13 protein-coding genes and 1 pseudogene are annotated in these 15,319 nt (G+C 61.2%); 8 read left to right on the top strand and 6 right to left on the bottom strand.

The annotated features are described in order from the left end of the window. Positions 1 to 6: 6 nt before the first annotated feature. Positions 7 to 207 carry a DUF2905 domain-containing protein gene (locus tag ACC569_RS11125; RefSeq protein WP_372523602.1) on the bottom strand — a complete coding sequence of 67 codons (201 nt, stop codon included), beginning with the start codon at positions 205 to 207 and terminating at the stop codon, positions 7 to 9. Continuing rightward, positions 204 to 1,361, bottom strand: a complete 1,158-nt coding sequence (locus tag ACC569_RS11120; RefSeq protein ID WP_372523601.1) for a patatin-like phospholipase family protein — start codon at positions 1,359 to 1,361, stop codon at positions 204 to 206. Before ACC569_RS11120 ends, ACC569_RS11125 begins: the two co-directional genes overlap by 4 nt. Before the next feature lie 808 nt (positions 1,362 to 2,169). Here ACC569_RS11120 and ACC569_RS11115 point away from each other — a divergent pair. From ACC569_RS11115 to ACC569_RS11100, 4 genes are all read left to right on the top strand, one after another. Then, entirely contained in the window at positions 2,170 to 2,430 is a 261-nt protein-coding gene (locus ACC569_RS11115; RefSeq protein WP_372523600.1) for a metal-sulfur cluster assembly factor, read from the top strand. A gap of 103 nt (positions 2,431 to 2,533) precedes the next feature. Next, positions 2,534 to 3,193: a high frequency lysogenization protein HflD gene (gene hflD, locus ACC569_RS11110; protein ID WP_372523599.1), complete on the top strand. Its 660-nt coding sequence runs from the start codon at positions 2,534 to 2,536 to the stop codon at positions 3,191 to 3,193. Positions 3,194 to 3,973: 780 nt separating this feature from the next. Continuing rightward, positions 3,974 to 5,869, top strand: a complete 1,896-nt coding sequence (locus tag ACC569_RS11105; RefSeq protein ID WP_372523598.1) for a potassium transporter Kup — start codon at positions 3,974 to 3,976, stop codon at positions 5,867 to 5,869. Positions 5,870 to 5,949: 80 nt separating this feature from the next. After that, positions 5,950 to 7,227, top strand: coding sequence for an NRAMP family divalent metal transporter (locus tag ACC569_RS11100; RefSeq protein WP_372523597.1), 1,278 nt, complete (start codon positions 5,950 to 5,952; stop codon positions 7,225 to 7,227). Positions 7,228 to 7,371: 144 nt separating this feature from the next. Here the strand turns inward: ACC569_RS11100 and dmeF are convergent, their stop codons facing one another. The 4 genes from dmeF to gatC all read right to left on the bottom strand — a co-directional run bounded on the left by dmeF (position 7,372) and on the right by gatC (position 11,809). Next, complete coding sequence (gene dmeF / locus ACC569_RS11095; RefSeq protein WP_372523596.1) at positions 7,372 to 8,319, bottom strand: CDF family Co(II)/Ni(II) efflux transporter DmeF; 948 nt, start codon at positions 8,317 to 8,319, stop codon at positions 7,372 to 7,374. 283 nt (positions 8,320 to 8,602) lie between these two features. Then, positions 8,603 to 10,036 carry an Asp-tRNA(Asn)/Glu-tRNA(Gln) amidotransferase subunit GatB gene (gatB, locus tag ACC569_RS11090; protein WP_372523594.1) on the bottom strand — a complete coding sequence of 478 codons (1,434 nt, stop codon included), beginning with the start codon at positions 10,034 to 10,036 and terminating at the stop codon, positions 8,603 to 8,605. Then, positions 10,036 to 11,490 carry an Asp-tRNA(Asn)/Glu-tRNA(Gln) amidotransferase subunit GatA gene (gatA, locus tag ACC569_RS11085; protein WP_372523593.1) on the bottom strand — a complete coding sequence of 485 codons (1,455 nt, stop codon included), beginning with the start codon at positions 11,488 to 11,490 and terminating at the stop codon, positions 10,036 to 10,038. The genes gatB and gatA overlap by 1 nt, the downstream gene beginning before the upstream one ends. A gap of 31 nt (positions 11,491 to 11,521) precedes the next feature. Then, the gene (gene gatC / locus ACC569_RS11080) at positions 11,522 to 11,809 is read right to left on the bottom strand and encodes an Asp-tRNA(Asn)/Glu-tRNA(Gln) amidotransferase subunit GatC (RefSeq protein WP_372523592.1); all 288 of its coding nucleotides are present in this window, start codon (positions 11,807 to 11,809) and stop codon (positions 11,522 to 11,524) included. Between the two features lie 201 nt (positions 11,810 to 12,010). Here gatC and ACC569_RS11075 point away from each other — a divergent pair, with 201 nt between their 5' ends. The 4 genes and pseudogenes from ACC569_RS11075 to ACC569_RS11060 form a co-directional block, all read left to right on the top strand. Further along, on the top strand, positions 12,011 to 13,057 hold the full coding sequence (locus ACC569_RS11075) for a rod shape-determining protein (protein ID WP_372523591.1): 1,047 nt from the start codon (positions 12,011 to 12,013) through the stop codon (positions 13,055 to 13,057). Positions 13,058 to 13,219: 162 nt separating this feature from the next. After that, a complete protein-coding gene (mreC, locus tag ACC569_RS11070; protein WP_372523590.1) occupies positions 13,220 to 14,077 on the top strand; it encodes a rod shape-determining protein MreC in 858 nt (285 codons plus the stop codon). Then, on the top strand, positions 14,074 to 14,565 hold the full coding sequence (mreD, locus tag ACC569_RS11065) for a rod shape-determining protein MreD (protein ID WP_372523589.1): 492 nt from the start codon (positions 14,074 to 14,076) through the stop codon (positions 14,563 to 14,565). The genes mreC and mreD overlap by 4 nt, the downstream gene beginning before the upstream one ends. A gap of 36 nt (positions 14,566 to 14,601) precedes the next feature. Beyond that, positions 14,602 to 15,319, top strand: a pseudogene (locus ACC569_RS11060) (penicillin-binding protein 2); the annotation flags it as partial.

Genomic DNA, 15,319 nt, shown 5'->3' with positions numbered 1-15,319 from the left:
GTCCGGTTATTTCCGGAACAACCACAGAAGCAATGACAAAAAAAGACTGAGAAGAATCATGGTCGTGAGGGGAAAATAAAACCGGTAATTACCGCGCTCGATCACGATATCGCCGGGCAGCCGCCCTAACCCCAACGTGGCGAGCCACGGCCATGCGACTCCCACGATGACGAGAATAATACCCAGCGTAACCAGAATTCGCGTCATGCGGATGACGTTTCCAGAAACCGCAGGATCTCCTCGCGACGATGCATGGCGTCATGGTACCCCAGGTTGATCAATTCCCGGCAGTAGGGTTTTTCGAACAGCAGGTAACTGATCAGATTCGAGCCGTTGCGGTTGAAAGCGCCGAAACCGCGCAGCAGGAAGCGGATCGATCGCGGGAGGTGATGGGCGTGGCGCGCAGCGATTTTTTCCAGGTCTTCGCTCGGTGAAATCACGAGCACATCGACATTGCGCAGGGTTACACCGCTTTCGCGCAGGTTGTGCGCCGGGATGAGGCGGATGGTCTTGTTAATGCGCTGCAAGCGTTCTAGATCCGCTTCGAGACTATCGAGAAAAATACTGTTCAGCACATGGCCGGCAATCTGGGCGATCGAGGGATATTCAGCGGTCTCGCCACGCACCGTCGCGGAGGAGTCTTCCTGGCGTACGCCGACCACGAGTACGCGATCCGCGCCCAGGTGAAGCGCCGAGCTGATGGGAGCCATCTGGCGCATGGAGCCGTCGCCGAAATACTCGCGGTTGATCTTCACCGCGGCAAACACGAACGGGATGGCGGACGACGCCATGAGATGATCGAGCGAAATATTGGCCGCGCTGCCCACGCGCCGCGCGCGCTTCCACATCGCCAGAGATGGCGCGCCCTGGAAAAACGACACCGACTGGCCGGAGCTGTAGCCCGAGGCGGTGATGCTCAGCGCGTGCAGCGCGCCGGCATCGATGGATTCCTGGATTCTGGCGAAGGGCATGGTGCGGTAAAGCAAGCGGCGCAGCGGGGCGCGGTCGAACAGGGCGTGCGGGTTGCGTCGCCCGAGTCCGGCCGCCACCATGGCCGCGAACCAGCGCAGGCCGTTTGCCAGCACGCCGGGGGCATCGGCGCGGAAAACCTGGTCCACATGAAAATTCTGCCACACGTAGACGAGACGCCGCACGCCTTCATGAAACCGCGTGGCATAGATGGCGAGCGTGGTGGCGTTAATCGCCCCCGCCGAGGTGCCGCTCAGGATGGGGAACGGATTCGGACAATCCGGTGGAAGCATCTCGGCGACCGCCTTGAGCACGCCCACCTGATAGGCCGCGCGCGCGCCGCCGCCAGCCAGGATCAGCCCCACCTTGGGTTTGTCCGCAATATCCGTCATGGCGCTGCTGCGCGGGATCCTTGTTGTTGACGACGTGCCGATAACAGGCGATGGCTTACCGCAGGTTCAAGATCGGTACCATGGCAATCACTATTATAGTCAACGAAGCGTAAAACCATGCTGACCCTGAGAACAGTCGCGTCGTGCCACCCGCCCTGCCGGTCCGGCCTGATCCTGACGTCAATGAAATCTTGCCAGTCGCCATGACCCATGAGGTGTTGACCAGGCAACGGAACGGGTGGATGCACCAATCCGGACATGGCGCCGGTGAGACAGGACAATTCGTTGTGGAAATCCGGTTATTGCAGCTATCTGCGCCCATTGCGAAGGGGCCGCCACCGCCCGAGGCGATAGCTCTTTCGGCGGTGGTGGCCAGGTGACTCAATGAACGTAGTTTCATGTGGCGGCCCGGCGTCCTCCCTTCGAAGGAGCTTCGCCTCGGAAGGGAGTCGCCCTGCCAGATCCCGAGACGAAGGATTTCGGAGATGGCAGCCGGCGACTCAAGGAGTGAGGCTCTGGAAGGGCAGCCCTGCTTCCTCCGTCCGAAGGAGCTTCGCCACGGGACGCGGAGCCACTACTTCGCCTCAGTCAGAAGGGGGAGTCGCCCTGCGCCTCGGGCACTGGGCGCTAGAGGTTTGCTTGTTGATCCGGCACCACGAAAACCAGAGAGGGCTGTTTGCCTAAGCTGCCTTCGTTTCGATTAAATTCGTGCCGGATCAACAATCTTGATAGTAAACATCGGATATGCGGTACAGCCGTGGCATGATTTGCTAGACTTTGCCCATCGCGTTCAGAAAAGGTCATCCCGATGAACTCACCCATCACCGAAACCATGGTCTATGACGCGCTCAAGAAGGTCATGGATCCGGAATTGAGACATAACATCGTCGAACTGGGTTTCATCCAGGAGATCGACATTGTCGATGACTATGTGCATCTCGAGATCCAGCTCACCACTCCCAATTGCCCCTACGCCGAGAATATCGTGGCAGAGATCAAGCGCGCCGTGGAAGGCGTGCAAGGCGTAAAACGCGTCGAGGTCGAACGCGCCTGCATGAAGGAGAGTTAAGCGCTCGACGCACCGGCAGGCAGGTTGCAATGTGTTGCTTGTGACCCGTTGCCGGTTTTGTGCCCCGAACTGACCCCGGTTATCCGCGTCAAAAGCGCCGTCCATGAACGCCTCATTTACTGACCGAACGCTCGCCCTCGCGGGCCTGTTTCAGGCCGCGCGCCTCGCGCAAGAATTGGCGCGTGCAGGCCGTACCGACGCCTCCGCCTTCGTCGCCAGCATTCAGGCCCTGATGCTGATCGATGCTCCCAGTACCGACGCGGTGTACGGCGGGGTGCGGGGCGTGGCGCTAGGCCTGGACCTGTTGCGCAACAAGCTGGGTGGGATCTCCGATACGGGCGATGTCGAAATCGCCAAATACGTCATTTCCATGATTCACCTCGAGGGTCAGCTGCGGCGGCACCCGGAAATGCAGGACGCCATCCGTCGCGGTATCGAGGCGATCCAGTCGCAGATGAAATTCTTCGAGGCGGAGGAAAACGGCGAGGCAGTGCATCCGCGACTCGTTGAAAAACTCGCGGAACTCTACAGCCAGACGATCAGCACCCTCACGCCGCGCATCATGGTCAATGGCGAACACGGCCATCTGAGTAACCCGCTGATCGCCGCCAAGGTGCGCGCGGCCTTATTTGCCGGCATTCGCTCGGCGTTTCTCTGGCGCCAGCTTGGCGGCAACCGCTGGCAATTATTGTTGAGCCGGAAAAAGATCGCGGGCGAGGCGGCAAAAATTCTCGATGGCCTGCGCGTAGCGTCGACGAATTAACCGGCTATGTCCGCGACGGACGCTTTTGGAGCAAATCTCTCGATACGCTACGACCGGCTGCGACAGTTTGCCGCATTGCTCTTGGCCGTCTCCACGCTTCGACTGGTTCCACACAACTACAAATCGCTACAGAGAAGCAATGTGAAAAGAAAAAATCCCATTGGCTGGTGCGCTGGCCTGTTGCTTCGGGCTGATCGGCACGCATTCAGCGCACGCCAGCTGCGGTTCGGCTTTCTGCACGCTTATCAAATGCTAAGCGCTTGGTACGGGATGCTCCAACTCAATGGCCAGATCAAGGATCGTGATCGTGGATCCGCCGCGGAACCGGCTGAAAGCGGCGGGAGTTTTGTGTGGCTGAGCCCGGGCCTGAGCTATGCCGCCGTCCGCCGCGTGCGGGCTTATCTTCGTCCAACTACCGCTCTACCAGCGTGTCAACGAGGCTCAGCTCACGGCATCGTGGACTGTATCACTGGGAATCACGACAAGTTTTTAGCCGTGTGACAGTCCTTGAGCTTTTGTTTTAAGAGTTCGTCGACCCGCGCGGATTGACCCTGCTCCGCGCGCACAGTGTCACCTGACCGACGATCCAGCACTCCCCTGACTGCTGATGCACTGGGTGCACCAAGCGCGGAGGTTTTGCCCTGATTTGAAGCATATTGGTTCCGCTGAATCCACAGCTGGATGTTGCGAACCGGCTTGGCACACCCCTTGCGCAGTTGCGAGGTCGATGACAAGAGAGTAGTGTGCGCCCGCATTCGCCCCCCTCCCGGGAGATCTGGATTGGAAAACAACAATAGCGAAGCGAGCCCGCAGAAATCCTCCACCGCCGGACTCACCCTGCTTGCCCTCGGCGTCGTTTACGGCGACATCGGCACCAGCCCGCTCTACGCCGTCAAGGAAACCTTCGCCCCGGCGCACGGCATTGCCCTGGGCACGGAGAACATCCTCGGGGGGCTCTCGACCATTTTCTGGTCGCTCATGATCGTCGTCACGCTCAAGTACGTCACGCTCACCATGCGCGCCGACAACAAGGGCGAGGGCGGGATCATGGCGCTGCTCGCGCTCGCCTCCTCCGCAGTCAGGGACCAGCCGCGCTGGCGCATGCTGATCCTCACGCTCGGCGTGGTCGGCACGTCCTTGTTCTACGGCGACGCCGTGCTCACACCGGCGATCTCGGTGCTCTCCGCCGTCGAAGGGATCGAGGTCGGCACTCCGGCATTCAAGCACTACGTGATCCCGATCGCCGCGATCGTGCTGGTGACACTGTTCGCGTTCCAGCGCCACGGCACGGCGGTCATCGGCGCGTTCTTCGGGCCGATTTGCGTGCTGTGGTTCCTCGCGCTCGGCGCGGTCGGGATAGGCAACATCGTCCATGACCCGGTGGTGCTGAACGCGCTCGACCCGTCGCACGCGCTGCGCTTCGTCACCGGCCACGGATTTGCGTCGTTCGTGGTGCTTGGCTCGGTGCTGCTCGCCTTCACCGGGGCCGAGGCTTTGTACGCCGACATGGGGCACTTCGGCAAGCGCGCGGTGCGCCTCGCGTGGTTCGGCCTGGTTCTGCCGGCGCTGGTGCTGAATTACTTCGGCCAGGGCGCGCTGCTGATCGCCAACCCGCAGGCCATCGAGAACCCCTTCTATCTCGCTTACCCGGATTGGGCGTTGTATCCGATGATCGCGCTCGCGACCGCGGCCACCGTGATCGCTTCACAAGCCACGATCTCGGGCGCCTACTCGATCACCAAACAGGCGATGCTGCTCGGCTACCTGCCGCGCATGAATATCCAGCACACCTCGGCGAAAGAGATGGGGCAGATCTATCTCCCGGCCGTGAACTGGATCCTGCTCGCCGCCGTGATCGCCGCCGTGGTCGGATTCGGCTCGTCCTCACGGCTGGCCTCGGCCTACGGCGTGGCGGTGATGGGCACGATGCTGATCACCACCTTTCTCACCTTCTTCGTGATCCACTACAACTGGGGTTACAGCCTGTGGCTGAGCCTGCTCGCCACCGGTTCTTTCATCGTCGTAGACACGGCGTTCTTCTCCGCCAGCCTGCTCAAGGTCTTCGATGGCGGCTGGTTCCCGCTGGTGATGGGCGCGGCGGTTTTCACGCTCATGGTCACCTGGCGGCGCGGGCGCGAAATCCTACTGGCGCGGTTGAAAGAATCCTCCGTGCCGCTTGACGCGTTCCTGGAATCGCTGATGCGCAACCCGCCGCTGCGCGTGCCGGGAACCGCGGTGTTCCTAATCTCGTCGCCCGGGACCGTGCCGCACGCACTGCTGCACAACCTGGCGCACAACAAGGTGCTGCACGCGCGCGTGGTTTTCCTGACGGCGGTCATCGAGGACGTGCCGTGGGTACCCGAGAAAAACCGGGTGCGCATCGAGGAGCTCGGGCACAACTGCTACCGGCTCATGGTTCACTTCGGCTTCAAGGACCGGCCCGACATCGTGCAGGCGCTCGCGTTATGCCGCGAGCAGGGACTGGCGTTCGAACCGCTCGAGACCTCGTTCTTCCTCAGCCGCGAGACCGTGATTCCGAGCATCCGTTACGAAGGCATGGCGCTGTGGCGCGAGCGCCTGTTTTCCGCGATGGCGCGCAATGCCGGCAGTCCCGTGGAATATTTTAATCTCCCCACGAACCGCGTCATCGAGCTCGGCACGCAGATCGAGATCTGACGTCGTGTGCACGTAATCATAATTTGTCCATTTTCGGTCAGGAGCTTGTGTCCGCTCGACTGCACAGGAAGGTCTAAAAAGTGGAAGAACGCGATGTAACCAGAGTCTACGAGCGCCTGGGCCCCGGTCTCATTACCGGCGCAGCCGATGACGACCCAAGCGGGATTGCTACGTACTCCCAGGCCGGCGCGCAGTTTGGATTCGGCTTGGTCTGGACCCTTTTCCTGACAACGCCGCTGATGATCGGCATACAGATGCTGTCCGCCCGTATCGGCTGGGCGACAGGCGAAGGGCTGACAACCAACATTGGCAAGCTATGCCCCAGGTGGCTGACTGTTTTTTTGATCTCCCTGCTGGTTGTCGCCAACACCATTAACATCGCCGCCGATATCGGTGCCATGGGCGAAGCGGTCCGCATTCTGGTTGGGGGTAAGCTTGCTGTCTACATCATCGGGTTTGGCGCCCTTTGCATCGCCACGCAGGTCTTCTTTTCATACGAACGCATTGTGCGTATCCTCAAGTGGCTCACGCTGGGGCTCTTCGCCTATGTCGCCGTTGTCTTAAGTGTGTCGGTGCCTTGGCGCCAAGCGATCTTGCAATCGCTTCAGCCGTGGACCCACATCCCGGCGAATGTGCCGCTGAGCGCCTATGCCGCCATGATCGTCGCGGTGCTTGGAACCACTATCAGCCCTTACCTTTTTTTCTGGCAAGCCGCCCAAGAAGTTGAGGATAACAATCGACGGCCGTGTGCGGCTGAACTAAAGGCTGACCCGGTGTATGCGGCCGAGCATCTATTGCGAATCAAGGAAGATACGTTCATTGGCATGGGGTTCTCCAACATCATTGCCCTTTGCATTGTTGTGGCGACCGCCGTCACCTTGAATCAGCAAGGCATCACGGATATTCAAACGTCGGCTCAGGCGGCGGAGGCATTGCGGCCGATAGCCGGTGAATTTGCATTTGGCTTGTTCGCGTTTGGAATTATCGGAACGGGCTTGCTGGCGGTTCCGGTTCTGGCGGGGTCCGCTGCCTACGCCGTCAGCGAATTGTTCGGCTGGAAGGCGGGCCTGTCCCACGGATTTCGCGAAGCGCGGGGTTTTTACCTCATCATCGCCGTAGCCACAGTCGTGGGCACCCTAATGAGCGTCTTTGAAGTTGATCCCATCAAAGCGCTGGTTTGGAGCGCGATTGTCAATGGAATCATCTCGGTGCCGATCATGACAGTGATGATGGTGATCGGGCAGTCAAAAAGTCTGATGGGGAACTATACGATCAGCGCACGTCATCGGGTATTCGGTTGGGCTGCCACGGGAATCATGGCAGTGGCCGTTGCTTTCATGTTTGCGACGAGTTTTTGATCTTTCGGACATGAAATCGGTGGCATCTCAGTCTGTCCCCAATTATCCCCGAGGTTAGTCCTCATCCTCGCAACAGCACGTGTCGCGCGACAGCTCAACATGGGCCTGGATGCGACTTCAATCTTTTCTTCCACGCCTGAACATTTAGCTGCGTCGGTGGATTTCGATGGTGGTGTGGGCAACTTCTTCATGCTGGGCGAGTTGCTCGCGTACTCGTCCGGGCGTCAAGGCCTGATCATGCGTGACGATGCTCAGCGCGCAGGAATACGATCCTTTACCGACACGCCAGACATGCAGGTCGGCAATACGGGTATCACCGGCCGTCAGCCCGCTTTCAACCGCTTCCCGGATCTCGTGCACAATGGGGTGATCCATTTCGCGGTCGAGGAGCACCTTGGCGGTTTCACTTAAGAGATTCTTGGCCCAGACCGCCACCAGCACCGCACCGATGATCCCCATAACCGGATCCAGCCACGACCAGCCGTAGATCCAGCCGCCCCCCAAGGCAACGATGGCGAGGACCGACGTGGCGGCGTCGGCGATCACATGTACATAGGCCGACTTCAGGTTGAGGTCATGGTGGTGATGGTGGCCGTGATCATGACTTCCGTGACGTTCTTCACGATGGTGATGTTCGTGCGCGCCGCCCAGGATCATTGCACAAACGATGTTCACAACGAGGCCAAGGGCCGCCACAATCATCGCCTCCTGGTAGTGAATCGGCCGCGGTGAAACAAGGCGTTCGACCGAGCCGAACACCATCATCGCGGCGACGCCCAGTAGAAAGATCGCGCTGGCGAAGCCGCCCAGCACCTCGATTTTCCACGTACCGAAGGCGAAACGCGGATCGTGGGCATAGCGGCGAGCGGCGGCGTAGGCGAAGGCGCTCAGGCCGATCGCGACCGCGTGCGAACTCATGTGCCAGCCGTCGGCCAGCAATGCCATCGAGTTGAACCACCAGCCAGCGATGATTTCCACGACCATCATGGCGGCCGTGATCCACATGACGGCTCGTGTACCTCGCTCCGCCGCATGATTGCCTGCGTCGAAGACATGATCGTGAGTCCAATCAGAAAGGTCTGAAGTGTGCATCGGTTTACCTCTTTATCATTTCGTGTCGCCATTGGCCTGGAAGCTAAGACGCTCACCGACCCCGAGCGGCGCGGTAACGCCAAGAATCGCGAAAATTACCGCAACAATACCACGGGCTATCCGGACAGGCATGCCGCCGGCGATACGATCACCCAACATCCGGCCGGGCGCGCGGGCAGAAACAATAGAACAATAAGGGACGTACCACGATTTCCGTTTTGTGTGCACGTCCGCAACAGGCCGGACAGACTACGGCTACCTGTGCACGTCGGGCGGGCGTCGCTTAGGCGCTGAGCTTTTTCTTGAGGAGTTCGTTGACCTGCGCGGGATTGGCCTTGCCCTGTGTAGCCTTCATCACCTGGCCAACGAAGTAGCCGAACAGCGCCTCCTTGCCGGCACGGTACTGCTCGAGCTGCTTGGGGTTCTTGGCGATGATCTCGTCGATCACCTTCTCGATCGCGCCGGTATCGGTGATCTGTTTCAGGCCCTTCTTCGCGATCACGGCGTCGGCGTCGCCTTCGCCGTTCCACATGGCCTCGAACACCTCCTTGGCGATTTTGCCGGAGATGGTGTTGTCAGCGAGGCGCTTGAGCAATCCCGTCATCATGCCGACCGTGACCGGTGAAGCGCTGATGTCCTTGTTGTCGCGGTTGAGGAACGCCGCCAGTTCCCCCGTCACCCAGTTGGCCGCGATCTTGGGGTCGGAACCGGACTCGCGCACCAGCTGCTCGTAGTAATCCGCCAGCTCGCGCGACGCGGTCAACACACCGGCGTCATAGGCGGTGAGGCCGTAATCCTTCATGAAACGCGCGCGCTTGGCATCCGGCAGCTCCGGCAGGGTTTTCCCCACGCCACGGATAAAATCCTCCGTGATCACCAGCGGCGGCAGGTCGGGGTCGGGGAAGTAGCGATAGTCCATCGCCTCTTCCTTGCTGCGCATCGAGCGCGTGACGTCCTTGTCCGAGTCGTACAGGCGCGTCTCTTGCACGACTTTCCCGCCGCCTTCGATCAGGTCGATCTGGCGCTCGACCTCGAATTCGATGGCCTTCTCGACGAAGCGGAAGGAATTGATGTTCTTCAGTTCCGCGCGCGTGCCGAATTGCTTCTCGCCTTTCGGACGCACCGAAACGTTGGCGTCGCAACGGAACGAGCCCTCCTGCATGTTGCCGTCGCAGATTTCGAGGTAGCGCACCAGCTCGTGCACTTTCTTGAGATAGGCCACGGCCTCCTTCGCCGAACGCATGTCGGGCTCGGAGACGATTTCCAGCAGCGGCGTGCCGGCGCGGTTGAGGTCGATGCCGGTCATGCCGTGAAAATCCTCGTGCAGGCTCTTCCCGGCGTCTTCCTCGAGATGCGCGCGGGTGATGCCGATGACTTTTTCCACGCCATCCACGTCGATCGTGATCTGGCCCTTGGTCACGATCGGCAGCTCGTACTGGCTGATCTGGTAGCCCTTGGGCAGGTCGGGGTAGAAATAATTCTTGCGCGCGAATACCGAGCGGTGATTGATGGCCGCGCCGATAGCGAGCCCGAACTTCACCGCCATGCGCGCGGCTTCTTTGTTGAACACTGGCAGCACACCCGGCAGCGCGATGTCCACCGCGCACGCCTGCGTGTTCGGCTCGGCGCCGTATTTCGTGGCCGCGCCCGAGAACGCCTTGCTCCTGGTCAGAAGCTGAGCGTGGACTTCAAGACCGATGACGGTTTCCCATTCCATCAGTCGAATCCCTTTGGAATACGCTTGTGCCAGTCCGTCACCTGCTGGTAGCCATGCGCGGCGTTGAGCAGCCTGGATTCATTGAAATACTGCCCGATCAGCTGCAATCCCACCGGCAGGCCATCGGGGGCAAACCCGGCGGGGATGGACATGCCCGGCAGGCCGGCGAGATTCACGGAAATCGTGTAAATATCGCTCAGATACATGGCCACGGGGTCGTCGCTTTTTTCGCCGATCTTGAACGCGGTGGTGGGGGTGGTGGGGCCCATGATGACGTCGCAGGACTCGAAGGCCTTGCGGAAATCCTCGGCGATCAGGCGGCGCAGCTTCTGCGCCTTCAGGTAATAGGCGTCGTAATAGCCGGCCGAGAGCGCATAGGTCCCGATCATGATGCGGCGCTTCACCTCGGCGCCGAAACCTTCGGCGCGGGTTTTACAGTACATGTCGAGCAGGTCGGTGTAATCCTTGGCGCGGTAACCGTAGCGCGCGCCGTCGAAGCGCGACAGATTCGAGGACGCCTCGGCCGGGGCCAGCACGTAATAGCAGGGAATCGCGAGCTGACTGTTGGGCAGGCTCACTTCCAGCATCTGCGCGCCGAGCTTTTTGTATTCGGCGATGGCGGTTTCGATCACCTTCGCCACCTCGGAACTCAGGCCCTTGCTGAAGTATTCCTTCGGCAACCCGATGCGCAGTCCCTTGATATCGTTATTGAGCGATTTCGTGTAATCCGGGACCGGTTCGTCCACCGAGGTCGAATCGCGCGGATCGAAGCCGGCCATGACATTCAGCATGAGCGCGGCATCCTCGGCGGTGCGCACCATCGGCCCACCTTGGTCGAGGCTGGAGGCAAACGCAATCATGCCGTATCGCGACACGCGCCCGTAACTGGGCTTGAGCCCCGTCAGATTGGTCAGCGACGCCGGCTGACGGATGGAACCGCCGGTATCGGTGCCGGTCGCGGCCGGCGCCAGGCGCGCGGCCACCGCCGCGGCCGAACCGCCCGAGCTGCCGCCGGGGACGACGGCGGTGTTCCACGGATTCTTCACGACACCATAATAGGAAGTCTCGTTCGACGAACCCATGGCGAATTCGTCCATATTGGTCTTGCCGAGACAGACGGCGCCGGCTTTGTTGAATTTTTCGATAGTCGTCGCGTCGTAGGGGGCGACAAAGTTGGACAGAATCTTCGAGCCGCAGGTGGTAAGCCAGCCGTCGGCACAGAAGATGTCTTTCTGGGCGATGGGGATGCCGGTCAGCGCGCCGGCCTCACCCTTCGCGATCCGGGCATCGGCGGCCCTGGCCTGGGCGAGCGAGCGCTCCGGCTCCACCGTAATGAAGGCGTTCAGCTCCTTATACTTATTAATGCGCTCCAGAAAGGCCCGGGTCAGTTCAACGCTCGATATTTCCTTCCGGCGCAGGGCGGCGGAGAGATCGGCGACGGTTTTATCGAACATGGCGGGGTTCTTGACGTCCGGGGTGTGAAAACTACTCTATGACCTTGGGCACCAGGTACAGGCCGGCCTCGACCGCCGGTGCGATTTTCTGGAATTTCTCGCGCTGGTCGGCTTCGGTGACCACGTCCGTGCGCAGCCGCAGGCCCGCCTCGTTGGGGTGGGCCATGGGCGCCACACCCGCGGTATCCACGGCGTTCATCTGCTCGATCAAGCCGAGGATGCGGGACAGGGATTCGGCGTAGGCGTCGGCCTCCGACCCGGTGATGTGTAATCGCGCAAGATGCGCGATTTTACGTACCTGCTCGCGGTCCAGAGACATGGAAATGTAGTATGTGTTTTCGGATATGGAAACGGCCGCTCCTGCGCATCCCGCGCTCGCGGCATTCGTACATCCCTGTACCGCACAAATTACCACATTCGTCCCGCCGGTTGAACCGCCCGACCGCGATTGATACAGTTAGCGCCGATTCAAGTACAATCGTGCCGGGTCAATAACGCCTTCAAGGACTGATTTCTTCTCATGTTTCTCAAAAGCTTCCGTGGATTCTTCTCCAGCGATATCGCCATCGATCTGGGTACCGCCAACACCTTAATCTTCGTGCGCGACAAGGGCATCGTGTTGAACGAACCCTCGGTCGTCGCCATCCGTCAGGATTACACCAGCCGCAACAATCGTTCCATCCTGGCCGTCGGCGTCGATGCCAAGAAGATGCTCGGCCGCACGCCGGGATCGATCCAGGCGATACGGCCGATGAAGGAAGGCGTGATCGCCGACTTCACCGTTACCGGCGAGATGCTGAAATATTTCATCCGCAAGGTGCACGAGAATCGTTTGTTCCAGCCGAGCCCGCGCATCGTGATCTGCGTGCCCTGCGGCTCGACGCAGGTGGAGCGGCGCGCGATCCGCGAGGCCGCGATGAGCACCGGCGCGCGCGAGGTATTTCTGATTGAAGAACCGATGGCCGCGGCGATCGGCGCCGATCTGCCCATCATGGAACCGACCGGCTCGATGGTGCTCGACATCGGCGGCGGCACCAGCGAGGTCGGCGTGATCTCGCTCGGCGGCATCGTGTACTCGCATTCGCTGCGCATCGCCGGCGACAAGATGGATGAAGCCATCGTGAACTACGTGCGCCGCAAATACGGCCTGCTGATCGGCGAAGCCAGCGCGGAAAACGTGAAAAAGGAAATCGGTACGGCGTGGGAAGGCAGCGAGGTCAAGCAGGTGGAGGTTAAAGGCCGGCACATCGCCGACGGTGTGCCGCGCGCCCAGGTGCTCAACAGCCAGGAAGTGCACGCGGCGCTGTCGGAGTGTCTCGCCGGCATCATCGGCGCCATCAAGATCGCGCTCGAACAAACACCGCCGGAGCTCGGCGCCGACATCGCCGAAAAGGGGCTCGTGGTCTCGGGCGGCGGCGCGCTGCTGCGCGACATCGACCGCATGCTCGCGGAACAGACCGGGCTGCCGATTATCATCACCGAAGATCCCCTCACCTGTGTGGTGCGCGGCTGCGGCCGGGCGCTCATGGAGGCCGAAACGCTGGGCGATGTATTTGTGTACGAATAGGTCGCCCTCGACATCCTGTCTCACGCGACACTTGCGATGTGCAGGAAGCACAAGCGCCGCGAAGGCCGAAAATGGATACTTACTCGCTGCGCTCGTTCGTCCTGTTATTCGATGGGGCCGAAAGCGGCCACATCCCTGTGCATCGCCCAGCGCGTATGATTTATGATTAACGTCTTCGGCTGGCCTCTCCGGGCGCCTTCCCATCTCACCCGGCTGATCCTGCTGTCGGCGCTGTCTGTGGCGCTGATGATTCTCGATCACCGCGGGCATCATCTGGAAAAAATCCGCGCCGGCCTGAACGTGCTGGCCTACCCCATCCAGCTGATCGCCGCCGTCCCGGCCTACGTGGGCGGCAGCATCGCCGATTTCTTCACCACCCGCGGCACCCTGCGCCAGGACAATGAAAAACTGCTCGCCGAACGGCAAGTGCTCAACGCCAAAGTGCAGCAGTTCGACGCCCTGGAAGAGGAAAACGCCCGCCTGCGTCGCATGCTGGGCAGCGCCGCGCAGGTGGCCGACAAGGTGCTCGCCGCGGAACTGATCGAGGTCAGCTCCGAACCGTTCACGCGCAAGATCGTGGTCGCCAAGGGCGGCCGGGACGGGGTGTACGTCGGTCAGTCGGTCATCGACGCGCACGGCATCATGGGGCAGGTCACGCAGGTCGCCAGCCAGGTCAGCCGCGTGACGCTCATCACGGACGCCGGCCACGCGATTCCCGTGCTCGACAACCGCAGCGGTCTGCGCATGCTGGTTTTCGGCACCGGCGATCCGGACACTCTGAAGGTCCCCTACCTCACCTCCGCCTCCGACATCAAGGAAGGCGACCTGCTGGTCAGCTCCGGCATGGGCGGCACCTTCCCGCCCGGTTATCCCGTGGCGCAGGTGAGCAGGATCGTCAACGATCCGAACGAAGCGTTTCTCGCCATCACCGCCAAACCGGCGGCGCAACTCAATCATGGCAAGCAAGTGATGCTCATCTGGCGCGGCGCCCCACCCAAGAGTGGAGGCAACGCCAAATGAGGTTGGGCCTGGACGCGCACCGCCGTCTCACGTTGTTCGGTACGTTTACCGCCGCCGTGATATTGGCGATCATGCCGTTTCCGGCCTGGGCCGAACCGTTCCGCCCCGACTGGGTGGGACTGGTGCTCATCTACTGGTGCCTGGCCGCGCCGGAACGCTTTTCCGTCGGCACCGGCTGGCTGCTCGGCTTTCTCCAGGACGCGCTCTACGGCTCGCTGCTCGGCAGCAACGCCCTCGGCAAAACGCTGGTGGCGTTCCTGACCGTCCGTTTGCACCTGCAGCTGCGCATGTTCCCGCGCTGGCAGCAGGCGGTATCGATATTCGGCCTGCTCATCGCCAACCAGCTGCTGGTGTTGTGGATACGCGGCGCGATCGGCCAGGCGCCGGAGACGTTCATCTACTGGACGCCGAGCGTCGTCGGCGCCCTGCTGTGGCCGTGGCTGTTCGTGATCCTGCGCGACCTGCGGCGCCGCGGCGGCATCGCTTAGAGTCCCGGACAATTCGTTAGAGGTTCCTGGAGCTTCATGCTCAATATCCCGATCAAGGATCACTTCCGGGAAACCCGGGTGTATAACGCGCGGCTGTCGGTGATCGGCGTCATCGTCGTCACGCTGATCTTCGCGCTGATCCTGCGTCTGGCCTACCTGCAGGTGTTCGCGCACCGCCACTACGAAACGCTGTCGCAGGCCAACCGCATCAAGCCGATCCCGATCCAGCCGCCGCGCGGCCTGATCCTCGATCGCAACGGCGTCATCCTCGCGCAGAATTATCCGGTGTACACGCTGGAGATCATCCCCGAGCAGGTCGACGACATGAACACGCTGCTCGAGGAACTGGGCCAGATAGTGAGCCTGAACGAGGCGGACCTCAAGAATTTCCGCAAACAGCTGCGCGAACGGCCGCGATTCGAAAACCTCGTGCTGCGCTCGCACCTCACCGAGGAAGAAGCGGCGCGGCTGGCGATCAAGCGTACGTATTTCAGCGGCGTGGAACTCGAGGCGCGCCTGCGGCGGCACTACCCGCTCACGGGCCTCGGAGTGCATTTCCTCGGTTACGTCGGACGCATCAACGAACAGGAACAAGACCAGATCGACAAGGCGGCCTATCGCGGCATGGAGTACATCGGCAAACTGGGCCTCGAAGCGAGCTACGAAAAAACCTTGCTCGGCCAGGTCGGGTTCGAAAAGGTCGAGACCAACGCGCACGGACGCTCGCTGCGCATCCTCGAACGCATCGCGCCGG

Origin of the sequence: Sulfuricaulis sp., from assembly GCF_041499725.1 — a bacterium.
Taxonomy (GTDB): Bacteria; Pseudomonadota; Gammaproteobacteria; order Acidiferrobacterales; family Sulfurifustaceae; genus Sulfuricaulis.
This window is presented reverse-complemented; position numbering and strand designations above follow the sequence as displayed.